General features: G+C 73.7%; 26 protein-coding genes. 11 read left to right on the forward strand and 15 right to left on the reverse strand.

The features are described from left to right. The first annotated feature begins 37 nt into the window (after positions 1 to 37). A complete protein-coding gene (locus AOM09_RS10970) occupies positions 38 to 1,750 on the forward strand; it encodes a D-alanyl-D-alanine carboxypeptidase family protein (protein ID WP_062388233.1) in 1,713 nt (570 codons plus the stop codon). A gap of 6 nt (positions 1,751 to 1,756) precedes the next feature. On the opposite strand, the gene AOM09_RS10975 is transcribed toward AOM09_RS10970, so the two are convergent. Genes AOM09_RS10975 through AOM09_RS10985 form a run of 3 tightly spaced genes read right to left on the reverse strand, consistent with a single transcriptional unit; the run spans position 1,757 to position 5,111 of the window. Further along, on the reverse strand, positions 1,757 to 2,593 hold the full coding sequence (locus AOM09_RS10975) for a transglutaminase family protein (RefSeq protein ID WP_062388235.1): 837 nt from the start codon (positions 2,591 to 2,593) through the stop codon (positions 1,757 to 1,759). After that, positions 2,590 to 3,513, reverse strand: coding sequence for an alpha-E domain-containing protein (locus AOM09_RS10980; RefSeq protein ID WP_062388239.1), 924 nt, complete (start codon positions 3,511 to 3,513; stop codon positions 2,590 to 2,592). The genes AOM09_RS10975 and AOM09_RS10980 overlap by 4 nt, the downstream gene beginning before the upstream one ends. Continuing rightward, positions 3,507 to 5,111, reverse strand: a complete 1,605-nt coding sequence (locus AOM09_RS10985) for a circularly permuted type 2 ATP-grasp protein (protein WP_062388242.1) — start codon at positions 5,109 to 5,111, stop codon at positions 3,507 to 3,509. The genes AOM09_RS10980 and AOM09_RS10985 overlap by 7 nt, the downstream gene beginning before the upstream one ends. A 103-nt stretch (positions 5,112 to 5,214) precedes the next feature. On the opposite strand from AOM09_RS10985, the gene AOM09_RS10990 reads away from it, so the two are divergent. The 8 genes from AOM09_RS10990 to moaA all read left to right on the forward strand — a co-directional run bounded on the left by AOM09_RS10990 (position 5,215) and on the right by moaA (position 10,794). After that, positions 5,215 to 5,748, forward strand: a complete 534-nt coding sequence (locus AOM09_RS10990; protein WP_062388245.1) for a PH domain-containing protein — start codon at positions 5,215 to 5,217, stop codon at positions 5,746 to 5,748. A 50-nt stretch (positions 5,749 to 5,798) separates the two neighbouring features. Further along, a complete protein-coding gene (locus AOM09_RS10995; protein ID WP_062388248.1) occupies positions 5,799 to 6,200 on the forward strand; it encodes a TOBE domain-containing protein in 402 nt (133 codons plus the stop codon). Then, positions 6,197 to 6,982, forward strand: coding sequence for a molybdate ABC transporter substrate-binding protein (gene modA, locus AOM09_RS11000; protein WP_062388251.1), 786 nt, complete (start codon positions 6,197 to 6,199; stop codon positions 6,980 to 6,982). The genes AOM09_RS10995 and modA overlap by 4 nt, the downstream gene beginning before the upstream one ends. 13 nt (positions 6,983 to 6,995) lie before the next feature. Next, positions 6,996 to 7,778: a molybdate ABC transporter permease subunit gene (gene modB / locus AOM09_RS11005; RefSeq protein ID WP_062388254.1), complete on the forward strand. Its 783-nt coding sequence runs from the start codon at positions 6,996 to 6,998 to the stop codon at positions 7,776 to 7,778. After that, positions 7,775 to 8,797, forward strand: coding sequence for a sulfate/molybdate ABC transporter ATP-binding protein (locus tag AOM09_RS11010; RefSeq protein WP_062388256.1), 1,023 nt, complete (start codon positions 7,775 to 7,777; stop codon positions 8,795 to 8,797). The genes modB and AOM09_RS11010 overlap by 4 nt, the downstream gene beginning before the upstream one ends. A gap of 79 nt (positions 8,798 to 8,876) precedes the next feature. Then, positions 8,877 to 9,371, forward strand: a complete 495-nt coding sequence (locus AOM09_RS11015) for a MogA/MoaB family molybdenum cofactor biosynthesis protein (protein WP_062388259.1) — start codon at positions 8,877 to 8,879, stop codon at positions 9,369 to 9,371. After that, positions 9,371 to 9,787, forward strand: a complete 417-nt coding sequence (locus AOM09_RS11020; protein WP_062388262.1) for a molybdenum cofactor biosynthesis protein MoaE — start codon at positions 9,371 to 9,373, stop codon at positions 9,785 to 9,787. The genes AOM09_RS11015 and AOM09_RS11020 overlap by 1 nt, the downstream gene beginning before the upstream one ends. Continuing rightward, on the forward strand, positions 9,784 to 10,794 hold the full coding sequence (gene moaA, locus AOM09_RS11025; protein WP_062388265.1) for a GTP 3',8-cyclase MoaA: 1,011 nt from the start codon (positions 9,784 to 9,786) through the stop codon (positions 10,792 to 10,794). Before AOM09_RS11020 ends, moaA begins: the two co-directional genes overlap by 4 nt. Before the next feature lie 13 nt (positions 10,795 to 10,807). Here moaA and AOM09_RS11030 read toward each other — a convergent pair whose 3' ends face one another. Next, on the reverse strand, positions 10,808 to 11,428 hold the full coding sequence (locus AOM09_RS11030; protein WP_062388267.1) for a GyrI-like domain-containing protein: 621 nt from the start codon (positions 11,426 to 11,428) through the stop codon (positions 10,808 to 10,810). Between the two features lie 233 nt (positions 11,429 to 11,661). Here AOM09_RS11030 and AOM09_RS11035 point away from each other — a divergent pair, with 233 nt between their 5' ends. Together AOM09_RS11035 and AOM09_RS11040 are read left to right on the forward strand one after the other, a co-directional pair. Beyond that, positions 11,662 to 12,264 (forward strand): dihydrofolate reductase family protein, encoded by a 603-nt coding sequence (locus AOM09_RS11035; protein WP_062388270.1) that lies wholly within the window; start codon positions 11,662 to 11,664, stop codon positions 12,262 to 12,264. Positions 12,265 to 12,547: 283 nt separating this feature from the next. Then, the gene (locus tag AOM09_RS11040) at positions 12,548 to 13,897 is read left to right on the forward strand and encodes an HNH endonuclease signature motif containing protein (protein WP_062388273.1); all 1,350 of its coding nucleotides are present in this window, start codon (positions 12,548 to 12,550) and stop codon (positions 13,895 to 13,897) included. Positions 13,898 to 14,036: 139 nt separating this feature from the next. Here AOM09_RS11040 and AOM09_RS11045 read toward each other — a convergent pair whose 3' ends face one another. Genes AOM09_RS11045 through nirB form a run of 11 tightly spaced genes read right to left on the reverse strand, consistent with a single transcriptional unit; the run spans position 14,037 to position 23,530 of the window. Then, entirely contained in the window at positions 14,037 to 14,279 is a 243-nt protein-coding gene (locus tag AOM09_RS11045) for a MoaD/ThiS family protein (protein ID WP_062388639.1), read from the reverse strand. Continuing rightward, positions 14,276 to 14,527 carry a DUF6457 domain-containing protein gene (locus tag AOM09_RS15000; RefSeq protein WP_082099059.1) on the reverse strand — a complete coding sequence of 84 codons (252 nt, stop codon included), beginning with the start codon at positions 14,525 to 14,527 and terminating at the stop codon, positions 14,276 to 14,278. Before AOM09_RS15000 ends, AOM09_RS11045 begins: the two co-directional genes overlap by 4 nt. Next, positions 14,524 to 15,162 (reverse strand): molybdenum cofactor guanylyltransferase, encoded by a 639-nt coding sequence (gene mobA, locus AOM09_RS11050; protein WP_082099102.1) that lies wholly within the window; start codon positions 15,160 to 15,162, stop codon positions 14,524 to 14,526. The genes AOM09_RS15000 and mobA overlap by 4 nt, the downstream gene beginning before the upstream one ends. An 11-nt stretch (positions 15,163 to 15,173) precedes the next feature. Beyond that, on the reverse strand, positions 15,174 to 15,656 hold the full coding sequence (moaC, locus tag AOM09_RS11055; RefSeq protein ID WP_062388276.1) for a cyclic pyranopterin monophosphate synthase MoaC: 483 nt from the start codon (positions 15,654 to 15,656) through the stop codon (positions 15,174 to 15,176). Beyond that, complete coding sequence (locus AOM09_RS11060) at positions 15,653 to 16,840, reverse strand: molybdopterin molybdotransferase MoeA (protein WP_062388279.1); 1,188 nt, start codon at positions 16,838 to 16,840, stop codon at positions 15,653 to 15,655. Before AOM09_RS11060 ends, moaC begins: the two co-directional genes overlap by 4 nt. Continuing rightward, positions 16,833 to 17,543, reverse strand: a complete 711-nt coding sequence (locus AOM09_RS11065; protein WP_169747653.1) for a HesA/MoeB/ThiF family protein — start codon at positions 17,541 to 17,543, stop codon at positions 16,833 to 16,835. The genes AOM09_RS11060 and AOM09_RS11065 overlap by 8 nt, the downstream gene beginning before the upstream one ends. After that, positions 17,533 to 18,219 carry a sirohydrochlorin chelatase gene (locus AOM09_RS11070; RefSeq protein ID WP_062388285.1) on the reverse strand — a complete coding sequence of 229 codons (687 nt, stop codon included), beginning with the start codon at positions 18,217 to 18,219 and terminating at the stop codon, positions 17,533 to 17,535. Before AOM09_RS11070 ends, AOM09_RS11065 begins: the two co-directional genes overlap by 11 nt. Then, entirely contained in the window at positions 18,216 to 19,325 is a 1,110-nt protein-coding gene (locus tag AOM09_RS11075; RefSeq protein ID WP_062388642.1) for a uroporphyrinogen-III synthase, read from the reverse strand. The genes AOM09_RS11070 and AOM09_RS11075 overlap by 4 nt, the downstream gene beginning before the upstream one ends. Positions 19,326 to 19,344: 19 nt before the next feature. Then, on the reverse strand, positions 19,345 to 20,571 hold the full coding sequence (gene cobA, locus AOM09_RS11080) for a uroporphyrinogen-III C-methyltransferase (protein WP_062388289.1): 1,227 nt from the start codon (positions 20,569 to 20,571) through the stop codon (positions 19,345 to 19,347). Beyond that, complete coding sequence (gene nirD, locus AOM09_RS11085) at positions 20,568 to 20,954, reverse strand: nitrite reductase small subunit NirD (protein ID WP_062388292.1); 387 nt, start codon at positions 20,952 to 20,954, stop codon at positions 20,568 to 20,570. The genes cobA and nirD overlap by 4 nt, the downstream gene beginning before the upstream one ends. Then, the gene (nirB, locus tag AOM09_RS11090) at positions 20,951 to 23,530 is read right to left on the reverse strand and encodes a nitrite reductase large subunit NirB (RefSeq protein ID WP_062388643.1); all 2,580 of its coding nucleotides are present in this window, start codon (positions 23,528 to 23,530) and stop codon (positions 20,951 to 20,953) included. Before nirB ends, nirD begins: the two co-directional genes overlap by 4 nt. Positions 23,531 to 23,575 lie beyond the last annotated feature (45 nt).

Here is a 23,575-nt window from a genome sequence, read left to right on the forward strand (position 1 = left end):
ACGGGACGCCGTAGTCCACGGAGGGAGGCCGCCGGAGGTGGACGCTCGTGCCCGCGGACTCGCCCGCCGGATCGCCGGCGGCGCAGCGACGCTGTCGCTCGGCGCCGGCCTCGCGGTGATGGGCGCCGCTCCCGCGACGGCCGCCGCGTCGCCTGAGCCCGAGCCCACAACCGCCTCCGCGAGCGCCGAACCGACGCCGGCCGCCACGCCCGCCGAGCCCGAGCCCGAGCCGGCCACCACCACCGCCCCGACGACGGCAGCGACGCCTCGCGCGTCCGCGCAGCCGCAGGAACCCGCCGCGCCCGAGGCGGGCGCCTCGACGTCCGCACCCGCGGCTCCCGAGCCGGCCCCCGCATCGTCCCCCGCCGGGCCGTCGGCACCCTCGGCCCCGGTCGCACCCGTCCTCACCCCGTACGACCCGGACTCCCCCGCGCTCACCGCGACCGGGCCCGGCCCGCTGCCGGCGGTGACGTTCGCCGACGTCTCGGACACCCTCACGGACCCGACGTACTCACCGTTCGCGGCGGACATCGCGTGGCTCGGCCGCCAGGGTGTCGCCATGGGCGCCGCGGCCGACGACGGCGAGCTCGGCTTCATGCCCGACGCGGAGCTCACGCGCGGCGAGTTCGCCGCGTACCTCTACCGCCTCGCCGGATCCCCCGCCGACGCGGTCCCGGCCGTGTCGACCTTCGCCGACGCGCAGCCCTCCGACACCCCGTACTCCGCCGAGATCGCCTGGGCAGGCTTCGTGGGCATCGATACCGGCGTCCGCGAAGGCGCCGCTCGCCTCTTCCGACCGGAGGACCCGCTCACGCGCGGCGCGATGGCCGTGATGCTCCATCGCTTCGCGGGCGCGCCCACGGCGACCCGTGGGGCGCCCTACGACGACGTGTCCCCCGGATCCCGGGTGGACGATGCGGCGGCCTGGCTGGCGCGCACGGTCGCCGAGTTCGGTTGGGACGGCGAGGACGGCCGCGAGTTCCGCCCCGACGCGACCATCACCCGCGGCGCGGTCGCCGCGGTGCTCCGCCTCGCGGACCGCGCGGGGGTCGCGTTCGCCGAGCGCACCGACGGCCAGCGGGTGGTGGCGCCGGTGACGGTCACGGTCGACGGCGCCGACGCGCTCAACCTCCGGTCCGCTCCGTCCCTCGACGCGGAGGTCGCCTCGTGGGCTTCGGACGGCGACGAGCTCGAGACCACGGGCGCCGTCACGCGCTCGGGCTGGGTCGAGGTCGCGGCGGGCGACGGGCTCGCATGGGCGTCGATCGACTACCTCGCGGTGGACGCGACCGAGGCCGCGATCCCGGCGGCGGTGTCCGGCACCGCGGCGACCCTCGCCGGCGCATACGCGAACGGCGCGATCCCCGCGACAGCGCTGTGCGACCTCGCGTGGGACGCCGCCGCGCTGCTCGAGTGCGGCGCGGCGGGCGACCTCGGGCGCCTCGACGCCGCCTTCCACGACCGCTTCGGCGTCCACGTCCCCGTGACGAGCGCGTACCGCGACCTCGCGGGCCAGGTCGAGGCGCGGCGGACGCACGGCTGGCTGGCCGCCGAGCCGGGGACCTCGAACCACGGCTGGGGCGAGGCGATCGACCTCGACGAGTCGGCGCTGCCCGGCGGGTTCGCGGGCGACGCCTACGCGTGGCTCGTGTCGCAGGGCCCGGCGTACGGATGGCAGCTGCCCGCGTGGGCGCGCCCCGACGGCTCGAAGCCCGAGCCGTGGCACCTCGAGCACATCGGCGTGGCGTGACGCGGGCTAGTCGACCCGGGTGACGTTGACGGTGACGTCGAGGTCGGTGGTGGAACCCGCGACCACGCCCGTCAGCGGCGGCACGTCCGTGTACTCGCGGGCGCGCGCCACGATGACGTGATGGTCGCCCACCTCGCGGTCGTTCGTCGGGTCGAAGCCGAACCAGTCGCCCGTCCACCACTCGACCCACGCGTGGGACTCGCCGGACACGGTCTCGCCGATCGCGGCGTCGCGCTTGGGGTGGAGGTATCCCGAGACGTAGCGCGCCGGGATGCCCACGGTGCGCAGCGCCCCGATCGCGAGGTGGGCGAAGTCCTGGCATACACCGGAGCGCTCCTGCCACGCGTCGCGCGCCGGCGTGTGCACCGTGGTCGCCCCGGGGACATAGCTCATCTCGCCGAAGAGGTGGTCGCAGATGGCGCGCGCAGCGCGGTCGGGGCCGAGGCGCCCCGCCGCGTCCTTCGCGAAGGCGGCGAGCTCCTCGGTGGGCTCGGTGACCTCGCTCAGCCCGAGGTACTCGCTGAGCAGGTCCTGGAAGCGCGGGCCCGTGAGCGTGTCCCAGGATGCGCGCTCCTCGCGCGCCGGGACGCTCGACACCTCGACGAGGCTCGAGCCGACCACCGTGAGCGCCTCGTGCGGCTGCAGCACCTCGAAGACGTTGACGGTCGCCTCCCAGTAGTCCCGGTACGTCGACCGCCACGTCACGGGCGAGGCGTCGATCTTGGACTCGAGCACCCGCTGGCGCGGCAGCCAGGCCGGGGTCAGACGCGCCTCGTTGTACGAGGACACGATGGGTCCGCCGTACGTGAACGACGTCCGGTGCTCGATGCGAAGGGTGCTCACAGCGCCTCCTGGCTCCACAGCACGGTCGACGCCGGCAGGAAGTAGCGGTCACGGATGAGGTCCGACGCGGCGGCGCAGGCGCCCTGCACCTCCCGCATCTGACCGGGGAGGTCGGCGAGCACGTCGCGCACGTCCCGGTACTCGAGGTTGGTGCGCGCACGTCCCAGCGCGAGGCGTGCCCGGTCCGACAGCGCGCGCGAGTTCGACGCCCCCTCGATGAGCCCGAGCGTGTCCTCGGCCTTCTGCAGGTTGTATGCGATCGAGCGGGGGAACAGCCGGTCGACCAGGAGGAACTCGGCCGCGCGCTCCTCGGTGACGAGCGCGCGGACGGTGCGCAGGTACGCCTCGTGCGCGCTGCACGAGCGCAGCAGCGTCGTCCAGTTCGGGCCGGTGGTGCCCTCGAAGTGCCGCGTCATGAGCAGCCGCGCGATCATGTCCGCGCGCTCGAGCGAGCGCCCGAGCTCCATGAAGTGCCACGCATCGTCCCGCGACGTGGTCGCCGAGTGCAGGCCCCAGACCACCGCGGCGCGCTCGCGCACCCACACGAAGTACTCGTGCGGCCGTGCCGCCGCGGTCCACCGCGGCAGCTGGTTGCGGGTCATGTTGAGCGACTCCCACACCTCGGTGGAGATCACCTCGCGGGCCCGCCGCGCGTTCTCGCGCGCGGCCCCGAGCGTCCAGGCGATCGACGAGGACTGCTCGGGGTCGAAGGCGAGCTTCTGCAGCACGTCGCGGCGGCTCACAGGGGACTCGAACTCGCAGTTCATCACCGACAGCAGGGAGCCGTTGGCGCTGGGCTCGTCGACCCACGGGTCCTCGAGGAGCACGTTGAGGTGCACGTCGAGCAGGCGGGCGGTGTTGTCGGCGCGCTCGACGTAGCGGCCGATCCAGAACAGCGACTCCGCGATACGGCTCAGCATGAGGTCCCCCTGCGCTTCGGCTCGCCCTGCTGCTGCTGCTGTTGCTGCTGCTGGCCGTGCTCGATGTCGTCCGGGTGCGCGGCCTGCGGCACCGCGCTGATGCCGCCCAGCTCCACGCGCGACTCGGGCGGGGGCGTCGCGGAACCGCGCTGGCGCTCGCCGCCGAGCACCCAGGTGTCCTTCGAGCCGCCGCCCTGCGACGAGTTGACGATGAGCTGGCCGCGCGCGAGCGCGACCCGCGTGAGCCCGCCGGGCAGGACCCAGACGTCGTCGCCGTCGTTGATCGCGAAAGGGCGCAGGTCCACGTGACGGGGCTCGAGGCCGTCGTCCGTGAGCGTGGGCACGGTGCTGAGCTGGATCACCGGCTGCGCGATCCACCCGCGCGGGTCCGCGAGGATCTGGGCGCGGGCCTGGTCGAGCTCGGACCGCGAGGCCTTCGGACCGATGATGACGCCCTTGCCGCCGGCGCCGTCGACGGGCTTCACCACCAGCTCGTCGAGGCGGTCCATGACCTCCTCGCGCGCCTCCGTCTCCTCGAGGCGCCACGTGTCGACGTTCGGCAGGATCGGGTCCTCGCCCAGGTAGTAGCGCGTGAGGTCCGGCATGTAGGTGTAGATGAGCTTGTCATCCGCGACGCCGTTGCCGATCGCGTTGGCGATGGTGACGTTGCCCAGGCGCGCGGCATGGACCAGCCCGGGAGCGCCCAAGGTGGAGTCGGGGCGGAACACCACGGGGTCCAGGTAGTCGTCGTCCACACGCCGGTAGATGACGTCGACTCGGCGCCGGCCCGCCGTGGTCCGCATGTAGACGCGCCCGTTGTGGGTCTCGAGGTCGCGACCCTCGACCAGCTCGACGCCCATCGTGCGCGCGAGCAGGGAGTGCTCGTAGTACGCGCTGTTGAACACGCCCGGCGTGAGGACCACGATGGTCGGGTCGTCGATGTCGCCCGGCGCGCATCGTGCCAGCGCGGCGCGCAGGCGCTGCGAGTACTCGAGCACCGGACGCACGCCCATCGCGCCGAACATGTCGGGGAACATCTGCGACATCGCGCGGCGGTTCGACAGCACGTAGCTCACGCCCGAGGGCACGCGCACGTTGTCCTCGAGGACGCGCCAGATGCCGTGCTGATCGCGCACCAGGTCGATGCCCGAGACGTGGGCCCGCACGCCGTTCGCCGGGTCGATGCCCGCCGCCGAGCGGTAGAAGTACTGCGACGTCGCGATGAGGCGGCGCGGCACCAGTCCGTCGTTGACGCAGTGCTGCGAGCCGTACACGTCGGCGAGGAAGGCTTCGAGCGTGCGCACGCGCTGCGCCACGCCGGGCGAGATGATCTCCCACTCCTCGGCGCCCACCACGCGCGGCACGATGTCGAGCGGGAACGGCCGCTCCTCGCCCGCGTGGTCGAAGGTCACGCCCTGCGCGAGGTAGGTCGAGGCGAGCGCCTCGGCCCGCGAGTACAGGTCGTCGCCCGACATGCGGTCGATCTCCGTGTACACGCGCCGATAGGGGTCGCGCACCTTGCCCTCGAGGTTCACGGCCTCGTCCCACGCCTGAACCGGCTGGTATCCGGTCCACGGCGTGTGCTGATCGGCGGTCATGCAGCCACCCTATCCACGGCATGTTTCCCGGCGGTCACGGACACGTGTCGGGATGCGAACCGACCCCTGTTGTGGGCACGCCCGTCACTGCTACGTTCGCGCCATGGCCTACCCGCGCTCGCTGCTCGCTCCCGACGAGGAGATCGTCGTCGACAGCCACCCCCACTGGAAGGCGCTCGTGGGCGCCGTGCTTTTCTCGATCCTCGGGATCGCCGTCGTCGCCCTCGCATGGTGGTGGGTGGCGTCCGTCGAGTACGCCGACGTCGTCGAGACCGGGATCGGCGTCGTGGCCGGCGTCGCCGCCGCCGTGCTCATCGGCTGGCTCGCGATCGTGCCGTTCGTGCGGTGGTCGACCACGCACTTCGTCATCACCGACCGGCGCGTGATCTTCCGCACCGGGGTGCTCACCAAGACCGGCATCGACATCCCGCTCGCGCGCATCAACACGGTGCAGTTCCGCCACGGGCTCATCGACCGCATGTTCCGCACGGGCACGCTCATCATCGAGTCGGCGTCCGACGACCCGCTGTCCTTCGACGACATCCCGAACGTCGAGAAGGTCCACGCGCTGCTCTACGACGAGGTCTTCGACGCGCTCGACGGCGACGACGACGAGCCGCGTCGGCCCGCCGCCTGACGGCCGCGCTCGCCTTGTAACGCCGCATCTGCGGCGATAGCCTCACGTTCATGCCGCATCTGCGTATCTCCGAGGCCGCCGCGCTCGTCGGCGTGAGCGACGACACCATCCGCCGCTGGATCGAGGCCGAGTCGATCCCGACGGGGAGGGACGATGCCGGACGCACCGTGGTCGAGGGCGTCCACGTCGCCGCGTACGCGTCGCGTGCGACGGCCCCCGAGGACCCGACCGACGTGGCGCGGTCGGCGCGCAACCGCTTCACCGGCATCGTCACGCGCGTGCTCGTGGACGGGGTGATGGCCCAGGTGGACCTCCAGTGCGGTCGCCACCGCGTGGTGTCGCTCATGAGCGCCGAGGCGGCGCGCGAGCTCGCGCTCGAGCCGGGCGTGGTCGCGACCGCGGTGGTCAAGGCGACCACCGTCATCGTCGAGACGCCGGCGGGCTCCCGGTGAGACGCGGCGCCGCGCTCGCCGGCGCGGCCGGCCTCACCGTGGGCCTGGCCGCCTGCGCCGGAGCGACAGGGGCGGCCGGGCCCAGCGCGACGGCGATCGGCGCGACCGCGAGCGGCGACCGCACCCTCACCGTTTTCGCCGCCGCGTCGCTCACCGACGTGCTCGAGGAGATCGCGACCGCGTTCGAGACCGACCACCCGGGCCTGCACGTCCTCCGCAGCTACGCCGGCTCGTCCGACCTCGCCGCTCAGATCAACGAGGGCGCGCCCGCCGACGTCTTCCTGTCCGCGGACCAGTCGACCATGGACAAGATCGCCGGAGCCGTGGCCGGCGAGCCCACGGTCTTCGCGACCAACACGCTCACCTTCGTGGTGCCCGCGGGCAACCCCGCCGGCATCGCGGACCTGGCCTCGTTCGCCAAGCCCGGGGTCACCACGGTGATCTGTGCGCCGCAGGTGCCGTGCGGGGCCGCGACCGCGACCCTCGCCGCGCTCGGAGGCGTGACCCTCTCCCCCGCCTCCGAGGAGGCGAGCGTCACCGACGTGCTGGGCAAGGTCGCGTCCGGGCAGGCCGATGCGGGCATCGTCTACGTGACGGACGTCGCGCGCGCCGAGGGCGTCGAGGCCGTCCCGATCGCGCGCGCGGACGCGGTGGTGAACCGCTATCCCGCCGCCGCCCTGGCCGCGGCCGCCGATGCCGCGACCGCGCAGGCCTTCGTCGACTACCTCGCCGGCGACGAGGCGCGCGCGGTGCTCACGGGCGCGGGTTTCGGGGCGCCGTGACGGGCGCGCGCACATGACCGGACCGCGCTGGCTCGCGCCCCTCGCCGCGCTCGGCGGCCTGCTGGTGCTCCTGCCGCTCGCGGGGCTCGTGAGCCGCGTCGAGTGGTCCGAGTTCTGGTCGCTCGTGACCGCGCCCGACTCCCTCACGGCGCTGCAGCTGTCGATCCGGACGGCCACGGCGGCCACCGTCCTCACCCTGCTCCTGGGGGTGCCGCTCGGCTTCGCCCTGCACGGGATGCGCCGCGGGCCCCTGGCACCCGCGCGCGCGGCGGTCCGCGCCGTGGTGCTCGCGCCGCTGGTGCTCCCCCCGGTGGTCGGCGGCCTCGCGCTGCTCTCCGCGTTCGGGCGCCGCGGGCTGCTGGGCGAGGTTCTCGGCGGTTCGCTGGCGTTCACCACGCTCGCCGTCATCATCGCGCAGGCATTCGTCGCGATGCCCTTCATGGTCGTCTCGGTGGAGTCGGCGCTCGTCGCGCGCTCGGGCCGGCGCGAGGCGATCGCCGCGACGCTCGGCGCCTCGCGCACGCGCACGTTCGTCCGCGTGACCCTGCCCGGCATCGTCCCCGCCCTCGCCACCGGCGCGGTGCTCGCATTCGCGCGCGCGCTCGGCGAGTTCGGAGCGACCCTCACGTTCGCCGGCTCGCTCGCGGGCGTGACGCGGACCGCGCCGCTGGACATCTACCTGCTGCGCGAGACCGATCCGGAGGCCGCCGCCGCCCTGTCGCTCGTGCTCGTCGCGGTGGCGATCGGCGTGGTCGCGCTCGCCTACCGCCCGGTCACGACGAGGACGCCGCGATGAGGCTCGAGGCACGGGTGGCCGTGACGTCGCGCGGCGTCGACGCGACGCTCTCCGTCGGGGCGCACCGGACGCTCGCGCTGCTGGGCGCGAACGGCGCCGGCAAGTCGACCGTGCTGGAGTCCCTCGCGGACGTCACCCGGCCCGATCACGCACGCATCGTCCTCGACGGGCAGGTGCTGGCCGAGCCCGGACGCCGCCGCCCGGTGCCGGCGCGCAGGCGCGGCATCGTCCTCCTGTCCCAGGACGATGCGCTGTTCCCCATGAGCGTCCTCGACAACGTCGCCTTCGGCCCCCGGTCCGCGGGCCGGAAGGATGCGGAGGACGTGGCGCGCACCTGGCTCGATCACGTCGGCTGCCTCGACCTCGCGGGGAGGCGCCCCGGAGAGCTCTCGGGCGGGCAGGCCCGTCGCGTCGCGATCGCGCGGGCGCTGGCCGCGGAGCCCCGCGTGCTGCTGCTCGACGAGCCCTTCGCGGGCCTCGACGTCGAGGCCGCGTCCGCGATCCGGGCGCTGCTCCGCGAGCTGCTCGCCGGGACCACGGCGGTGCTCACCACGCACGACGCGCTCGACGCCCACACCCTGGCGGACGACGTCGCCGTGATGGAGTCCGGACGCGTGGTCGAGGCGGGGCCGGCGCGCGAGGTGCTGTCCCGCCCGCGTACGCGGTTCGCCGCCCGGATGGCCGGGCGGGTCCTGATCGAGGGGACGATGCGCGGCGGGCGCCTCGTCATCGACGAGGTCTCGAGCATCCCCGTCAGCGGCGGTCCCGGTGCGGGCTCTCGCGCGGCGGTCGCGGTGCCGCCGGCGTCCGTCGCGGTCGCGCTCGAGTCCCCGAGCATCGCGGGCGATCGCGCGTGGATCCTCGACTCCGTGACCACGCTCGAGCCGCGCGGCGATCACGTGCGCGTGCACGGCGCGCTCGTGTCCGCGGACGTCGACCCGGAGCTCGCCTCGGAGCTCGAGGCGGGTGCGCGCCTGTGGTGCGGGGTCCCGCGGGGGCTCGACGCGTACGCGTTGTAGGCCACCACTCACGGCGCCGCGCCCGGGGCAGTCAAGGCTCGGCAACCGCCCCGAAACAGCACGTTCGTAGACTGACCTCATGTCCCCCCTGACCGATCTGAGGGTCGCGGTCATCACCGTGTCCGACCGCTCGTCCGCGGGCGCTCGCGACGATGCCACCGGACCGGTGCTGGCTGATCGCCTCGCCGAGGCGGGCGCGTCCGTGACCCGATCGCTCGTCCCGGACGCCGTGGTGGACATCCGTCATGCGATCTCGGGCGCGATCGCCGCCGGCGCGCGGGTGGTCGTCACCACCGGCGGCACCGGCATCGGGCCGCGCGACGTCACCCCCGAGGCGACCGAACCGCTGCTGCTGCGCCCGTTGCCCGGCATCCCCGAGCTGCTGCGCCAGCGCGACGCCCATCTCTCGCCCTCGGTCGCGCTCTCGCGCGGCATCGCGGGCGTCACGGCTGGCACGCCGGGGGCGCTCATCATCAACCTGCCCGGCTCGGTGCGGGCGGTCGAATCGGCGCTGCTGGTGCTGCCCGACCTCCTCGCGCACGCCGTGGCCCAGCTCGACGGCGAGGACCACTGATGCTCGCGATCGCCGCCCTCACCGAGGCACCGCTGTCGCTCGACGCGCACGTCGCGGCCGTCGCGGGGCCCCGCGCGGGTGCGATCGCGACCTTCCTCGGCACGGTGCGCGACCACGATCCGAGCGTGGAGGGAGAGGTGGTCGGGCTCGACTACTCGGCGCATCCCACGGCAGGCGAGACGCTCGCGGCCATCGCCGCGCGCTTCGACACGGCGGACCTCGCCATCGCGGTGACGCACCGCGTCGGGTCGCTCGCAGTAGGCGAGGCCGCCATCGTCGCCGCGGTGTCCGCGCCGCATCGTCGCGAGGCACTGGACACCGTGTCCGCCCTGGTGGAGGCCGTGAAGGCCGAGCTGCCCGTATGGAAGCGCGAGATGCTCGCGGACGGCTCGCACACGTGGGTGGGGATCGCATGAGCGTGCACGAGGAGCCGGGGCTGGTCGACCGCTACGGCCGGGCGCACCGCGACCTGCGGATCTCGCTCACGGACCGCTGCTCGCTGCGCTGCACGTACTGCATGCCGGCGGACGGGGTCCCCTGGCTCGCGTCGTCGACGCTGCTCACCACCGACGAGATGGTGCGGCTCGCGCGCGTCGCGGTGTCGCTCGGCGTGCGCGAGGTGCGCCTCACGGGCGGCGAGCCGCTGCTCCGCCCCGACGTGGTGGACGTGGTCGGGGCGCTCGCGGCGCTGCCGACGCCCGACGGCCCGCTCGACCTGTCCCTCACCACCAACGCGCTGCGGCTGCCGGCGCTCGCCGCGCCCCTGCGCGATGCGGGCCTCGACCGCGTCAACATCTCGCTCGACACGCTCCAGCGCTCGCGGTTCCTCGAGCTGACGCGCCGCGACCGCCTCGCTGACACGCTCGCGGGCATCGAGGCGGCGCGTGCCGTGGGCTTCGCGCCGATCAAGCTCAACGCGCTCGTGATGCGTGGCGTGAACGACGACGAGATCGTCGACCTGGTGGCCTTCGCGATCGACCGCGGGCTCGAGATGAGGTTCATCGAGCACATGCCGCTCGATGGCGGGCACACGTGGCGGCGCGAGGAGATGGTGACGGGCGAGGAGATCCTCGAGGCGATCTCCGCACGGTTCCCGCTCGAGCCCGTGGGACACGACGGTGCCGCGCCGGCCGAGACGTTTCGCATCGCGGGGACCACCTCGACGGTCGGGGTCATCGCGTCGGTGACGCGCGCCTTCTGCGACCGCTGCGACCGCGTGCGCCTCACCGCGGACGGCCAGTTCCGCAACTGCCTCTTCGCGCATGACGAGTCGGACCTCAGGTCGCTGCTGCGCGACGGCGCGGACGATGCGCGGCTGGCGCAGGCGATGCAGGCGTGCGTCGCGCAGAAGCGGCCGGGCCACGGGATCGACTCGCCCGACTTCCTCCAGCCCGCGCGCCCGATGAGCGCGATCGGGGGCTGAGGTCCCCGCGGGTCTACGCGGGGCCGACCGGCTGCCGCAGGAGGGTCCGCAGCCTCTCCGGTGCCACCTTCCGGAAGTCGCTCAGGTAGATCTCATGGTGGCGGCCGGTCATGCGCAGCCCGGCCTCCTCGATCTGGGCGTGCACGCGAGCGAGCGCCGGGCCCTCCGCGTCGAACGAGCCGACGTGAAGCGTCTGGAGGCAGCGACCCTCGGCAAGCTCCTCGACCCTGACGTCGCCCAGGCGTGCAGGGGCGCCCTTCACCCCGGCCGCGCCGATCGCCCGCTCGAGCAGCGCATCGTCCACCCAGTCCGGTTGCAGGATCATGAGCGTCCAGTCCCACGCCGACTTGTCGCGCCGCGTGGTGAAGCTCGTGGGGTCCGCAGCGCTCCACAGACCTTCGAGCGGCATGACCACATAGTCGCGGCCGAGCTCCCGCTTCGACGCGAACTTCGCCTTGTACGCGACTGGGAAGAGCGCCTCGATGGCCTCCTGGAAGCTCGGCTCGACGTTGGGATCGCCGTGACCGTCGATCATGAGGTAGCGCGCGGCCGCGACCTCGAGGTCGCGGATCTCATGGCGTCGCGCCTGGTAGGCGTCGAGCGTCCGCTTGAGGTCTGCCTTGGGCTCGGTCATGGTCCTCCCCCGATCACGCGGCGTCCCGACCAGTGAAGCACGACGCTCACGAGGGCTGCGGCGCCATAAACCGTTCATGCACCCCCAGCTCGCGCACGTGGGGCCGGCCGAGAAGGAGCCGTCTCCTCCGCTCGAGATCCACCGGGAGGCTGTCCAAGAAGCTCATCGCCGTTCCCCTCCTCTGAGCGCTCGCCGGGGCTAGCCTGGCAGGGTCCCCGGCAGAGGAGCTCCGCATGGGCACGGTGGTGCTGTACGGCACGGTCTCGGTGGACGGGTTCATCGCCGACGATCAGGACCAGCCCGGACCTTTGTTCGCATGGCTCGTGTCGGGCGAGGTCCCGCTCGGTGACGGCGGCCGGCTGATGGTGGCGCGGGCGTCCTACGACTACACGCGGCCGTACTGGGATGCGATCGCCGTCACCGTGGTCGGCCGCCACGTCTTCGACCTCACGGACGGCTGGGCCGGGATACCTCCGAGCGGAGTCGACCATGTGGTGGTGGTGACGCACCGTGGCGCACCGCCCGGCTGGAACGCCGATGCGCCCTTCGACTTCATCGACGGCGTCGAGGCTGCGGTAGCGCGGGCACAGGAGCTCGCCGGGGCGCGCCTCGTCGAGGTCGCCGCCGGCGACGTGGGCGGCCAGGTGCTCGCCGCGGGACTCGTCGACGAGGTACGCATGGACGTCGCACCCGTGGTGCTCGGGCGCGGCAAGCGGTACTTCGGGTCGGTCGACGGCACGCATCTCCTCGAGGACGCGGTCGAGGTGATCCGGGGCGAACGGGTGCTACACCTGCGCTATCGGGTGGAGCGCAGGGATTCTGGCGCGGCGACGTAGCCGGGCTCGCCGCCGCCGCGTCACAGCGACGGGCCACCGATGGCCCGCGCGGACCTCGCGCGACCGCGATCACCCGTGGAATGGGGCGTTGGCGGTCGCTTTCGAGGACGTGGCGCGCGTCGTGGGGCGTTGGCGGTCGCGGGAGCGGTCGGGCTCGTCTTCGCCGCCGCAGCCACCCGTGGCTGGGGCGTGGTCCACAGGCCCGGGCTGGGTCGAGTTTTCCACATCTACCTGGGGAGATGATCGAGGCTGACTGTCAGAGGGTGGTGGTTGACTCGAGGTCATGGAGATCTCCGAGGCCGTCGCGGTGGTGACACGAGCGCTGGATGCGCTCGTGCCCGCGACGCCCGACGCGCTCGCGACGCTGTCCGAGGGTGAGGTCACGGCCCGCACCACCGTGCTGGCGCAGATCCGCCGTCAGGTCGACCTCCGTGGTGCGGTGCTGGCCGGTGAGGTCGCCCGACGCTCCGACACCTCCGGTGGTGGCATGGCACGCCGACACGGGCATCGCAACGCCGTCGCGATGGTCGCCGACGCCCACGGCGGCACCACCCGCGAGGCCCGCGACCTCATCACCGCCGGTGCGGTCCTCACCGACACTGGTGTCGCGGACGGCTCCGCGCCCGCGCCGCGCTGGCCGATGCTGGCCGCGGCGCTGCGCGCCGGGGAGGTCTCCACAGCCAAGGCGGCACTGGTCAAAGACACCCTCGACGTCATGTGCGGCGCCGGCACGGACGTCGAGGCCCGTCTGGTAGGCAAGGCCCGCGCGCTGTCGCTGGCAGACCTGACGAAGGTCTGCACCGACGTGAAAGCACGCTGGGACATCGGCCAGCTCGAAGCGCGCGAGAAGCGTCAACGCGGCGAACGCTACCTGTCGATGACCGAGGGCGTGGACGGGATGATCACCCTGCACGCCACGATGGACCCCGCCTCCGCCGCACCGATCAAGACCTTCCTCGACGCCCAGGTGCGCCGCACCTTCGCCACCCGTCGCAACGACGGCGCCGGACCCATGCCCGCCGGTGAAGCCGGACGGATCCGCCTGGACAGCCTCGTCGACCTCGCCCGCCACGGACTGCGCTGCAACCACGCCGGTACGAGCGTGTCGACGACGCTCGTGGTCCACCTCGACGAGGAGGCCCTGCGCACCGGGATCGGGCTGGGACGCTGCGACGCGATCACCACCCCCCTCACCGCCGCCACCGCACGCCGCCTCGCCGTCGACGCACAGATCATCCCCCTGGTCCTGGGAAGCCGCTCCCAACCCCTCGACCTGGGCTACGCCACCCGCTTCTTCACCCCCGCCCAACGCATCGCACTGGCCATCCGCGACGGCGGCTGCGCGTTCTGCCACGCCCCCACCTCATTCTGCGACGCCCACCACATCATCCCCGCCTCCCAAGGCGGACCCTCCGACCTCGCGAACGGCGTGCTCCTATGCACCCGCTGCCACCACCGCATCCACGACGACGGCTGGACCATCCACGCCACCCCCACCGAGGTCGGGTTCACCCCACCGGCCACCATCGACCCCCAGCAGCGACCACGCCAAGGCGGCAAAGCCACCCTCCACATCGACCTACCCCCACGCGCACCAATCGCCGACGCCGCGGCGACCGTGCCACCCTTCTGACCGCCTTGCTCCAACGGCGCCGCCCACCACGCGAGCGCCACGGCGGCACGCCCAGCACCCGGCGGGCGCCGTCGCCCGGCACTGGAGCGGGCCGATGCGCGCGCGAGCCCGTCTCAGCAGCCGCATCGCGAGCGGGTGGTCAGCCGCCGGCGAAGGGCGGCAGCACGTCGACGAGGTCACCGCGTTCCAGCGCGGCACCGTCGTCGAGGCGCGATCCCTCGCGCAGGATGGCGCACTGGCCGATGACGCGCGGAGCATCGGCCCCCCGCTCCCCCAGGCCGACGCGCAGCAAGCCGACGGTGGCGACCTCCGCGCCATCGAGGGAGAGCTCCTTCGCACCGACGGCCTCGGCCGCGGCGGCGAACAGGCGCACCTGGATCATGCGCCCGCCCACGTCTTCGCGAGCGCCGACGCCTTCGCGCACTCCGGCCCGATGTCGGCACCGGTCGCGCCGCGCCGACCTGCCGCGTAGCCGACCAGGAAGGTCGTCAATGGCGCCGCCGGCCGAATCACCGAGTGCGCAGCATCCGCGGCGACGTCGAGGAGGGCGGACACGTCGACCTCGGCCAGGTCGAGCCCCAACTCGTCGGCGAGGGCGACCACCCATTGCTCCAGGCTGTTCTCGGTCATGGCATGCGTTCCTTCCAGTACTGCGCGTCGTCCCAGGTATCCAGATCGCGGGAGGCGCCGTCGACATCGGCGACGGTGACCATCTCCACACCGCTCACCAGCCTACGCAGGGATGTCCCCTCGAGGTCCCCGACGCATCGTGCGGCGAGGGGCGCGGTCGGGTACGCGGCGAGCAGCGGCTGCGGGAAGCCCGCCGCGTCGACGATCCACGCGCCGCGAGGCGGCGCGACGACACCCGGCTCGACGACGCCCCGCTCGTCGACACCCGGCGCGGCACCCACCGGTTCGGGCGTGATGGAGGCCGCGGCAAGGAGAGCGGGCACGACCTCGGCAGCCCGCGGCGTGTCGACACCCAGCACCACCGTCACCGCGGATGGCACCCGCCCGCGGGACAGCTCCGCGAGCCCGGCCGCGACCGCCGCCGCCGGACCCGACCCCGCCGGCGACTCGACCGTCCACCTCACACCGTCGCGGCGAGGACCACCCACGATCACCACGGCGGCGGCACCCGACACCGCGTCGAGGGCACGGTCGAGGAGCGCGCGACCGCCCACCTCGAGGTCGGGCTTCGACACCCCACCCAGGCGAGAGCCGCGACCGCCCGCCACGATGACCGAGTCCCAACCCGGGCCCATGTCTCCCCTGCTCAGGCCGGGTCGCGCCGCCACGGACCCGACTTGCCGCCGTCCTTCGCGATGAGCCGGATGTCGCGGATGGTGGTGCCCTTGTCGAGCGCCTTGACCATGTCGACCACGTTGAGCGCCGCGACCGACACCGCCGTGAACGCCTCCATCTCGACGCCGGTGCGGTCCGCGGTGGACACGGTCGCGATGATCCGCACACCCTCGTCCTCGACGGACACCTCGACCACCGCGCCGTGGACCCCGATCACGTGCGCGAGCGGGAGCAGCTCCGGCGTACGCTTGGCCGCCGCGATGCCCGCGATCCGCGCGAGCGCGAGCGCGTCGCCCTTGGGCACCGTGCCGTCCCGGAGCGCCTCCACCACGTGGGGCGCGCACGCGACGAAGCCCGACACGGTCGCGCTGCGCACCGTCGGCTGCTTGTGGGTGACGTCGACCATGCGCACCTGCCCGCGCGCGTCGAGGTGGGTGAAGCCGGAATCTGTCATGCGGTGAACCTCCTGACGGCGACGATATCGCCCGCGCGCACCTCGTCCGCGTCCGCGCGCACCCGCGCGAGCCCGTCGGCGGCCGCGAGCCGCGCCACCAGATGCGATCCGGACCCGCCCGACGTCGCCGGACGCACCCCCTCCGACGCGATCACCACCGGCATCACCTGCTCGCGACCCGGCGGGCATCGCCAGCCCTCGAGCGCGCCTCGAGGCTCCCAGGCGGGCTCGGGCACCCCGAGCATCGTCCTCACCGCGGGCGCGACGAACAGCTCGACGCACACCGCGACGGCGACCGGGTTGCCGGGCAGGCACACCACCGGGATCCCGTCGACCCTCCCCAGGCCCTGCGGCTTCCCCGGCTGGATCGCCACGTTCCGGAAGTCCACGCCGGCGGGAGCGAGTCCCTCCTTGACCGGGTCGTGGTCGCCGACGCTCGCCCCGCCCGTGGTCACCACCAGGTCGGCTGACGCGCCGCGCACCGCGGCGAGCACGTCCGCGCCGCGATCGCCGACCGTCCCGAGCGGGACCACCTCCGCACCGAGCGCCTCGAGCGCCGCCGCGAGATACGTGGCGTTCGACTCGAAGATCTGCCCGGGGCCCAGGGCGCCTCCCGGCGCGACGAGCTCGTCGCCCGTCACCAGGAACGCCACACGCGGCCGCCGCGTCACCAACACCTGGGAGACACCGGACGATGCGGCGGCGGCCAGGTGCCGCGGCCGCAGCACGGCGCCGGCCGGCACCACCAGGTCCCCGGGCGCGGCATCCTCACCGGCGCGGCGGATGTGCGCACCGAGCGGCGCCGGGGCGTCGACGAGGACCGAGGTCGCGGTGGCGGCCACCCGTTCCTGCGGGATCACGGCATCCGCGCCGGCCGGCACGGGCGCCCCGGTCATAATCCGCACCGCCGCTCCCGGCGCCACGGAACCGGCGAAGGGGTGCCCCGCGGCCGACTCGCCGATCACCGCGAGCCCGACCGGCGCCGCCTCCGACGCCGTCGCCACGTCCGCGCCGCGCACCGCGTAGCCGTCCATCGCGGAGTTGTCGAAGGGCGGGATCGCGCCGGCGGCCCGCACATCGTCCGCCAGCACCCTCCCGAGCGCCTCCCCCAGAGGGACGGCCTCGAACTCGGGCTCGCGCACCAGCGCGAGGACCTGGGCGAGGTGCTCGGCCGCGCTACGCACGGACGCCGCCCGACACCGGCAGCGAGCGCCACTCGCCGTCGCGCGCATCGATCACCTGGAGCGTCCCGGCGAGCCCCGGCCCCGCCCCCGTGAGCAGCACCACGGCCTGCGAGGCCATGGCCGCCCCCACCTGCCCACACAGCGGGCCGAGCACTCCGCCCGCGTCGCACACCCCGAAGTCCGGCGCCGGCTCCTCCGGGAACACGTCGCGCACGCTGCGTCCCCCCGAGAACACCGTGACCTGCCCGAACCACCCCTGCACCGCGCCCCACACGAGGGGGATGCCCAGCCCGGCGGCCGCATCGTCCACCGCGAGGCGCGAGCCCCACGTGTCGGTGCAGTCGAGGACCAGGCTGTGCCCCGCGAGCGCCTCGCGGGCGGACGATGCGCCGAGCCGGGCGGGCACGGCCGTCACCTCGACGCCGGGCGCGAGGGCACTCAGGCGGGCCGCCGCCGCCGAGACCTTCGCCTCGCCGACGTCGGACGGGCCGAACAGCACCTGCCGATGAAGGTTGGACACGGCCACCCGGTCGCCGTCGATGAGCGTGAGGCGTCCCACCCCGGCGGCGGCGAGGTACAGCGCCGCGGGGCATCCCAGGCCCCCCACGCCCACGATCGCGACGCTCGCCGCGCTCAGCGCCTCCTGGCCCGCGGCCCCGAACCCCGGCAGGGCGCGTTGCCGCACGTATGCGTCAGCTTCCACCCGCGTCACGGTACCGGTCGAGCACGATCTCCACGAGGCGAGGGTGCGGGGCCAGCGGCGCCGTCACGTAGTCGGCACCCGACTCCATAAGCCGCTTCTGGAAGAACCCGGGCGCCAGCAGGAACGACGCGACCGCGACCACACCGTCCTCGCCGTTCGCTCGCGCCTCCGTCACCGCGTCGGCCACCGTCGGATGGATGCCCGCGGCGTAGCCGATGCGCACCGGACCGCCCCACCGCGCGCGCAGCAGCTCCGCCGCCATCGCAGTGTCGGCGGTGCTGCGGGGATCCGAGGACCCCGCGGCGGCGAGCACCAGGGTCGCCGTCTCCGGCACCCCGGCCTCGTGGATCCGGTCGAGCACGATGTCGATGAGGCGCGCGTCGGGACCGAGCGCGGTCGCGGTCGCGACGTCGTCGCGGTCACGGACCGCCTCGGCGATGTCGTGGTAGACGTGGTACCCGCCGGCGAGCAGCAACGGCACCACCACGGCGGCCGTGCCCTCCCCCGGCGCGACCTCCGCCACCACGTCCTTGCAGTACGGGCCGTGGACGTCGACGTAAGCGTCGCGGATGTCGTGCCCGGGCAGTGCGGCGCGCACGTCCTCGACCACCCGCAGGATGGTCGCCTGACCGTCCGCGTCGCGCGTACCGTGCGCGCAGGCGATGAGCGTGCTCATGCCGCGCTCACCGCCAACGCATAGCCGCGCTTGACCACCGTTCTCACCAGCATGGGCGCCCCCGAGTTCTCCCGCAGCCTGTTGATCGCCGCCTCGACCGCGTGCGGACCCGCCTGGGCGCCCGGCAGCACCGCCGCGAGCTGCTCGCGCGAGAGCACGTTGCCCTTCGCCTCGGCGAGCGCACGCAGGATCTCGAGGCCCGTGGGCGTGAGCGGCAGCACCCTCCCGTCGAGCACCGCCGCGGTGGCGCGCATGACGAGCGGCCCGTCCGGTGTGGTGATCCCCACCGCGGACTCCGTGAACTCCTGCACCAGCATGCGCACGAGCGCGCCCAGCCGCCAGCGGTCCGGGTGCTGCACCACCAGCCCAGCCGCCTCGAGCGGGGCCGCCGTCACCGGCCCCACCGCCGCGACCACCAGCTTGCCGGACGCGGCCCGCGCGGCGATCCCCGCGAGCGCGCCACGCGACCTCGCGGTCGCGAGCCACGACTCGGCGGCGGGCGCGGACGTGAACAGCACCGCATCGGCGCCGCCCGCGGCCGCCTGGTCGATCCATTCGTCGTGCAGCGCGGGGTTGAGCGGGGCGCCCCAGCCGTACACCAGGAGGCTCTGCACCTCGGCACCCGCGTCCGCGAACGCCTCGTCGAGGCCGTCCGAGCCGTTGCCGTGGTGCTGGACCGCCACGCGCAGGCCCGCGACGCCCTCGGCCAGCAGGTAGTCCCGCAGCTCCGCCGCGGTCTCCGACTCCGCGACCCAGTCCGCCTCGAGGCCCGCCTGCTGGATCGCGCCGCGCGCCTTGGGACCGCGCGCGATGAAGCGCGCGTCGCGGATCGCGTCGAGCAGGTCCTCGGCGAGGCCCGCCGCGTCGGCCGCCTCGATCCAGCCGCGGAAGCCGATGCCCGTGGTCGCGACCACGATGTCGGGCGGCGACGCGATGAGCGCCCGCGTGTCCTCGATCAGCCGCGCATCGTCCAGGTGCGGGATGGTGCTGAGCGCGGGAGCGTGCCGCACGCTCGCGCCGCGCCTCTCGAGCGCCGAGGCCAGCTCTCGCTTGCGCCGGTCCGCCGTGATGACCATCACGCACCCCGACAGCGGCTCTCCCACCATCGACACGCGGACCTCCCCGTCACTCGCGCCGCGGCGGTGTCGCGGCGATCTGCGAGGCCAGAAGTCCCGGCCCCGCCACGTTTCCGACGACGATAACGGCGGGAGGTTTCACCCCTGTTTCCCCCGCGATAAGAACGATGTCAGCCAGGGTTCCGTGCGTGACGCGCTCGTCGGCCGTGGTGCCCGACTCGACGATCGCGACGGGCGTGGCGGGGTCCGCACCTCCAGCCAGGCCAGCGGCGACGATGTCCGGCAGCGCCGCGACCCCCATGAGCACCACGACGGTGGTCCCGTGCGTCATCGCCGCGACCGAGGTCGCGTCGGCGCCCGCATGCCCCGACGTGACGAGCACCGCGGTCGACAGGCCCCGCTGCGTCACGGGGATGCCCGCGCGGCCCGGCACGGACAGCGCCGACGTCACGCCCGGCACCACCTCGACCGGCACCCCCGCCTCGAGGCACGCGTGGACCTCCTCGCCCCCGCGCCCGAGCACGAAGGGGTCGCCGCCCTTGAGTCGCACCACCGTGCGGCCCGCCTGCGCGTGCTCCACGAGGATCCGGTTGATCTCGTCCTGCGGCACCGGGTGGCGGTCGGGAGACTTGCCGACGTTGATCATCTCGACGTCATAGGGCACGGACACCAGCAGCTCGGTGGTGCCGAGCCTGTCGGTCACCACCACATCGGCCTCCGCGAGCGCCTGGCGCCCGCGCACCGTGATGAGCCCCGGGTCGCCCGGGCCCGCGCCGACGAGGATCACCCGGCCCGCGCCGTCACGGCGCCGCCGGAGGTCGACCTCGCCCGCGTCGATGAGCGCGGCGATCGCGTCGCGCACCGCGCGGATGCGTCGCGGGTCCGGCCTGTCGGTGGAGATGACCCCCACCGCGAGCTCGCCGTGGCGCGACACCGCCGCCTGACGCGCCGTGCCCCGCGACGCGTCGGAGGCGTCGATGCAGAACACCCGCCGCGCCGCGGCCCACGCCGCGACCGCGTCGTTGACGGCCGCATCGTCCGTCGCCGCAAGCACGAACCAGGCGCCGTCGAGGTCGCCCTCGACGACGGCGCGCGCGTCCCACGAGAGGTCGCCGTGCTGCGCGAGCCGCTGCACGTCGTCGCTCGCGTGGGGCGCGACGACGTGCACCTGGGCGCCCTCCGCGAGGAAGCGCTTGATGCGCCGCGAGGCGACGTGGCCGCCCCCGGCGACGAGGACGCGCCGATTCTTGAGATCGAGTCCGAAGAGAGCCGTCACTCGCCACCTGCCAGGTCGATGATCACCTGGCCATTGTCGATGCTGACGGGGTAGACGACCAAGTCCGCGGCCGCTCCGGCGACAGGTTCCTTGTCCATGGTGACCAGGCAGGACCCGTCGAGGAGCGAGAAGACCTGCTTGTAGATCGGCGATGCCACCGTCGGCACGCCGCCGCGGTCGCCGGTGATCCCGCGCGACATCACCTGCGCGCCCGAGAACGGGCACCGGTTCTGCACGGCGTGGACGCTGCCGTCCCACAGGCGGAACAGGGCGATCTGAACCCCCTCGACGAGCGCGGCGACGCCGAGCTCGGGCGACAGGCGGTCGTAGTCGCAGACCACGACGCGGCTCGAGGCGACGGACGATGCGGCGGTGACGGTCATGCGTGGACCTCCAGTCGGGCGGGGGCGATGAGGACCGCGCCCGAGGCGCGCTCCTCCGCGGTGGCGGGGCGGATCTGGCCGCGCTGCTCGACGTAGGCGAGCGACGGGTCGGCCGTGTCGGGCGCGTTGACGAAGCTGGTGAACTGCTGGAGGCGCTCCGGGTCGCTCAGGACCGCCTTCCACTCGTCCTCGTACGTGTCGAGGTGGTGGGCCATGTGGGCGTCGAGCTCGGCGCAGATGCCGAGCGAGTCCTCGACCACGACCCGCCGGATCTCGTCGAGCCCGCCCTCGTACTCGGCCTGCCACGGCGCCGTGCGCTGCAGGCGGTCCGCGGTGCGGATGTAGAGCATGAGGTAGCGGTCGATGTAGGTGAACGCCTCCTCGTCGGTGACGTCCGCGACCAGCAGCTCCGCGTGGGCCGGCGTGAAGCCGCCGTTGCCGCCCACGTAGACGTTCCAGCCCTTCTCGGTGGCGATGAGGCCCACGTCCTTGCCGCGCGCCTCGGCGCACTCGCGCGCGCAGCCCGACGCGGCGAGCTTGATCTTGTGCGGGCTGCGCAGCCCGCGGTAGCGCAGCTCGAGCGCGATCGCCATCGAGGCCGAGTCCTGGACCCCATAACGGCACCACGTCGACCCGACGCACGACTTCACGGTGCGCAACGACTTGCCGTACGCGTGGCCCGACTCCATGCCCGCATCCACGAGCCGCTTCCAGATCTGCGGCAGCTGCTCGAGACGGGCCCCGAACAGGTCGATCCGCTGCCCGCCGGTGATCTTGGTGTAGAGCCCGAAGTCCTCGGCGACCTCGGCGATGACCTTGAGCCGCGCCGGCGTGATCTCGCCGCCGGGGATGCGCGGGACCACCGAGTAGGTGCCGTCCTTCTGCATGTTCGCCATGACGCGGTCGTTGGTGTCCTGCAGCGCCGCGCGGTCGCCGCCCAGCACGTGCTCGTTGTGGATCGAGGCGAGGATGGAGCCGACGGTCGGCTTGCAGATGTCGCAGCCGTGCCCCGCGCCGAACCGCTCGATCACCTCGGTGAAGGTGCGCAGCTCGGCGACGTGGATCGCGCTGAACAGCTGGGCGCGCGACAGCGTGAAGTGCTCGCACAGGGCGTTCGAGACCTCGAGCCCGGCCTTCTCGAGCTCGCCGGCCATGACCTTCTTCACCAGCGGTAGGCACGAGCCGCACGCGGTGCCGGCCTTGGTGCAGGACTTCACCGAGCCGAGGTCGTGGCAGCCCTCGTGGTTGACCGCGTCACGGATGGTGCCCGCGGTGACGTTGTTGCACGAGCACACGGTCGCGGCGTCGGGGAGCTCGAGCTCGGGGCGCTCGACGGCACCCTCGGGCAGGATCCACGCGGACGGGTCGCCGGGGAGCTTCGCGCCGATCATCGGGCGCAGCGTCGCGTAGGCGGACGCGTCGCCGACGAACATGCCGCCCAGGAGGGTCGACGCATCGTCCGTCATGACGAGCTTCTTGTAGTCGCCGCTGAACGGGTCGGAGTAGACCACCTCGAGCGCGCCCGGCGTCTGCGCGAAGGCGTCGCCGAAGGACGCGACGTCGACCCCGAGCAGCTTGAGCTTGGTCGCCGTGTCGGCGCCCAGGTAGTGCGCGTCGCCGCCGAGCAGGCGGTCAACGGCGACGTCCGCCATCGTGTTGCCGGGCGCGATGAGGCCCACGGAGAGGTGGCCGTCGGCCGCCGCAGCGGCGCATTCGCCGATCGCGCTGATGGCCGGATCCGACGTGAGCGACGTGTCGTCGACGAGCACTCCCCCGCGCTCGCCGATGCCGAGCCCGGCACCGCGGCCCAGGTCGTCGCGCGGACGGATCCCGGTGGCGAACACCACGACGTCGACCAGCTGCTCCCCGCCGTCGGAGAACACGAGGGTCCCGGCGTTGCCGTCGCGGTCGGCGCGGACCTCGGAGGTCGCGGCGCCCGTGCGGACGGTGACGCCCAGCTTCTCGATGAGGCGCTTGAGCGCCTCGCCGCCCGAGTCGTCCACCTGCAGCGCCATGAGGCGGTCGGCGAACTCGACGACGGTGCTGGTGGCGCCCATGGACTGCAGCGCACCCGCCGCCTCGAGGCCCAGCAGGCCGCCGCCGATGACGGCGCCGCGGACCGGTCGGTTGAAGAACCGCTGGCGGGTCTCGACCCACTCGCGCAGCCGGGCGACGTCGTCGACCGTGCGGTACATGAACACACCCGGCAGGTCGACGCCCGGCACGGGCGGTGCCCACGCGTAGGAGCCGGTCGCGAGCACCAGGTGGTCGTACGCAGCGTCGCGGCCGTCGGCGAGGCGCACCGCCCGGGCCTCGCGGTCGATCGCGACCACCGGCGCGTCGCGGTGGAGCGTCACGCTGTCGTGGTCCCAGAGCGAGGGCTCGCCGAGCAGCAGGTCCTCGGGGCTCTTGCCCTGGAAGTAGCTGGTGAGCGCCACGCGGTCGTAAGGGGCGTACGGCTCCTCGCCGTAGACCTCGACCTCGAAGCGGCCGTCCGTGTCGCGCTCCAGCAGGGTGGAGACGAAGCGATGGGCGACCATGCCCGCTCCGACGACGACGATGCGCTCGTTGCTCATCCGGGTGCCTTCCCGTCCCGCACCGGAGAGCATCACGCCGACCCG

The sequence above is a fragment of the Demequina iriomotensis genome, assembly GCF_000971395.1.
Taxonomy (GTDB): domain Bacteria; phylum Actinomycetota; class Actinomycetes; order Actinomycetales; family Demequinaceae; genus Demequina; species Demequina iriomotensis.

Coding starts and splice junctions, on each gene's coding strand:
- nirD (WP_062388292.1), bottom strand. CDS start 20,954: ATGACCGTCACCGCCGCATCGTCCGTCGCCTCGAGCCGCGTCGTGGTC.
- AOM09_RS11035 (WP_062388270.1), top strand. CDS start 11,662: ATGGGCACGGTGGTGCTGTACGGCACGGTCTCGGTGGACGGGTTCATC.
- modB (WP_062388254.1), top strand. CDS start 6,996: ATGACCGGACCGCGCTGGCTCGCGCCCCTCGCCGCGCTCGGCGGCCTG.
- moaA (WP_062388265.1), top strand. CDS start 9,784: ATGAGCGTGCACGAGGAGCCGGGGCTGGTCGACCGCTACGGCCGGGCG.
- moaC (WP_062388276.1), bottom strand. CDS start 15,656: ATGACAGATTCCGGCTTCACCCACCTCGACGCGCGCGGGCAGGTGCGC.
- AOM09_RS15000 (WP_082099059.1), bottom strand. CDS start 14,527: ATGACCGAGAACAGCCTGGAGCAATGGGTGGTCGCCCTCGCCGACGAG.
- AOM09_RS11040 (WP_062388273.1), top strand. CDS start 12,548: ATGGAGATCTCCGAGGCCGTCGCGGTGGTGACACGAGCGCTGGATGCG.
- mobA (WP_082099102.1), bottom strand. CDS start 15,162: ATGGGCCCGGGTTGGGACTCGGTCATCGTGGCGGGCGGTCGCGGCTCT.
- AOM09_RS10990 (WP_062388245.1), top strand. CDS start 5,215: ATGGCCTACCCGCGCTCGCTGCTCGCTCCCGACGAGGAGATCGTCGTC.
- AOM09_RS11070 (WP_062388285.1), bottom strand. CDS start 18,219: ATGAGCACGCTCATCGCCTGCGCGCACGGTACGCGCGACGCGGACGGT.
- AOM09_RS10995 (WP_062388248.1), top strand. CDS start 5,799: ATGCCGCATCTGCGTATCTCCGAGGCCGCCGCGCTCGTCGGCGTGAGC.
- AOM09_RS10980 (WP_062388239.1), bottom strand. CDS start 3,513: ATGCTGAGCCGTATCGCGGAGTCGCTGTTCTGGATCGGCCGCTACGTC.
- AOM09_RS11075 (WP_062388642.1), bottom strand. CDS start 19,325: ATGGTGGGAGAGCCGCTGTCGGGGTGCGTGATGGTCATCACGGCGGAC.
- AOM09_RS11045 (WP_062388639.1), bottom strand. CDS start 14,279: ATGATCCAGGTGCGCCTGTTCGCCGCCGCGGCCGAGGCCGTCGGTGCG.
- AOM09_RS11015 (WP_062388259.1), top strand. CDS start 8,877: ATGTCCCCCCTGACCGATCTGAGGGTCGCGGTCATCACCGTGTCCGAC.
- AOM09_RS11010 (WP_062388256.1), top strand. CDS start 7,775: ATGAGGCTCGAGGCACGGGTGGCCGTGACGTCGCGCGGCGTCGACGCG.
- nirB (WP_062388643.1), bottom strand. CDS start 23,530: ATGAGCAACGAGCGCATCGTCGTCGTCGGAGCGGGCATGGTCGCCCAT.
- AOM09_RS10985 (WP_062388242.1), bottom strand. CDS start 5,111: ATGACCGCCGATCAGCACACGCCGTGGACCGGATACCAGCCGGTTCAG.
- AOM09_RS11020 (WP_062388262.1), top strand. CDS start 9,371: ATGCTCGCGATCGCCGCCCTCACCGAGGCACCGCTGTCGCTCGACGCG.
- AOM09_RS11030 (WP_062388267.1), bottom strand. CDS start 11,428: ATGACCGAGCCCAAGGCAGACCTCAAGCGGACGCTCGACGCCTACCAG.